This is a genomic window from Blautia sp. CGZ-1-C1 (assembly GCF_056504575.1).
Map to the genome: position 1 here is coordinate 1 of NZ_JBWLUT010000135.1, position 1,613 is coordinate 1,613.

At 41.3% G+C, this 1,613-nt stretch carries 2 protein-coding genes; both read right to left on the bottom strand.

All coding sequences use genetic code 11. From position 1 onward, the window contains the following. Nucleotide 1: 1 nt before the first annotated feature. Nucleotides 2-226 (bottom strand): response regulator, encoded by a 225-nt coding sequence (locus AC058W_RS13100; RefSeq protein ID WP_117674489.1) that lies wholly within the window; start codon nucleotides 224-226, stop codon nucleotides 2-4. A 49-nt stretch (nucleotides 227-275) separates the two neighbouring features. After that, a partial coding sequence (locus AC058W_RS13105; RefSeq protein WP_479390172.1) for an alkyl/aryl-sulfatase occupies nucleotides 276-1,613 on the bottom strand: 1,338 nt, incomplete at its 5' end.

Consider the following 1,613-nt stretch of genomic DNA (forward strand, 5'->3'; position numbering starts at 1 on the left):
TTCACAACCATATGACCGGAAGATCAGGATATATCCTTCTCACCGCAATCACACCTTCCATACCAGCTGCCTTCTCCATTATCACCCATACTGCAGCCGGACGTGTTTCCATCAGTGCCGGTACCAGTTCTTCCTGCTCTGAAAAACACTGTATTTTATATTCTTTCAGATATTGTTCAGAGACTTCACATTCTCCGGGATATCCATATAACATGATTGTTTTCATCCATCATTCTCCCACATATTCACAAAAAGAGGCATTAAATTGACTTTATTTATGGTTCAATGATGTTGAAATACAAGCTCAGAGGTGTCATACTTTCACAGAATGCCTTGTAAAGTTCCTGATCTCCTTCTACAGATTCAACCAGTTTGCTGATTCCATCTTCATTGCAGGCTGCGATTGCAAGAACACCGGCTTTCTTTGTGGTAATTGTAATGTCTGCGTTTTCATCCTGTTCATCCGGGTAATACAGGAGTACACCATGATGTACTTTCAGAAGATAATTCTGATCATTGGCAACCTGAAGATTTATAGTAAAGGATTTATCCGCAAGTTTTGTACTGTCAAGCATGATTCCCATATAATCAAGAGTTGTCTGCATATCCATCTGCTGAGCGGTACTTCCTGATCCTGTTACAGCACTTGGCGGATACATATCTGTACCGTTTCTAAGTTCAGATGCTGCTACCAGATATGCATTTCTCCATGCACCGGATTCTGCCTGATAGCCAAGCTGTTCTAGTGCATCTGCACAGAGATATTTTGCCTGCTCATTTTCCGAATCTGCATACACAAGAGTATTTGTGATCTGTGCGACCCATTGATACTCACCTTTTTCGTAATCTGATTTTGCCATTTCCAGAACTTTGTCGGCATCACCAAGATATTCTACAAGTTTTTTCGCATATTCGGTTGGCTCAAGTTCGTCTAAGTGTACCGGATTCGCATCATACCATCCCATATATTTCTGATAGATAGCTTTTACATTATGTTTCAGAGTACCATAGTACTGACGGGTATACCATACTTTATTTAATGCTTCCGGAAGTTCGATCATGTTTGCGATTTCTGTTGAAGTATATCCCTGATTGATATAAAGTAAGGTCTGATCATGCATGAATTTATATACAGCAGCTGTATTTGTCATATATTCCTGAATTACATCGTTGCCCCAGTGTGGCCAGTTATGAGACTGAAAAACAACTTCTGAATCTTTTCCGAACAGACTCTGTGCTTCTGTAATATAACGTGCCCAGCTATTGGCGTCACGTACCTCTGCACCACGTAATGTATAGATATTATGCATACTTGCAGTACAGTTTTCTGCCAGCCAGAGAGCTTTTTTATCAGGAAAATAGGTGTTCATTTCTGCCGGTGACTCAGTGTCAGGGGTAAGCTGGAAGATAACTTTTACACCATCAATCGTAGTCTCAAAGACTTCTTCTGTGACATTGAATGTCGGAGAAAGATATCCCACCTCGCCCTGTGAGACGGCAAGGCCGATGCCTACAGAAAGGTGTCCCTGCTCACCTGGCTGAATTACAGAGCCGTATTGATATAAAGAGCGGCGCTTCATTGTACTCCTGCAAATACATTTTCTGACATAACT

Bases quoted from the DNA above. Each gene is read 5' to 3' on its own strand.
- AC058W_RS13100 (WP_117674489.1), bottom strand. From the start codon at position 226: ATGAAAACAATCATGTTATATGGATATCCCGGAGAATGTGAAGTCTCT.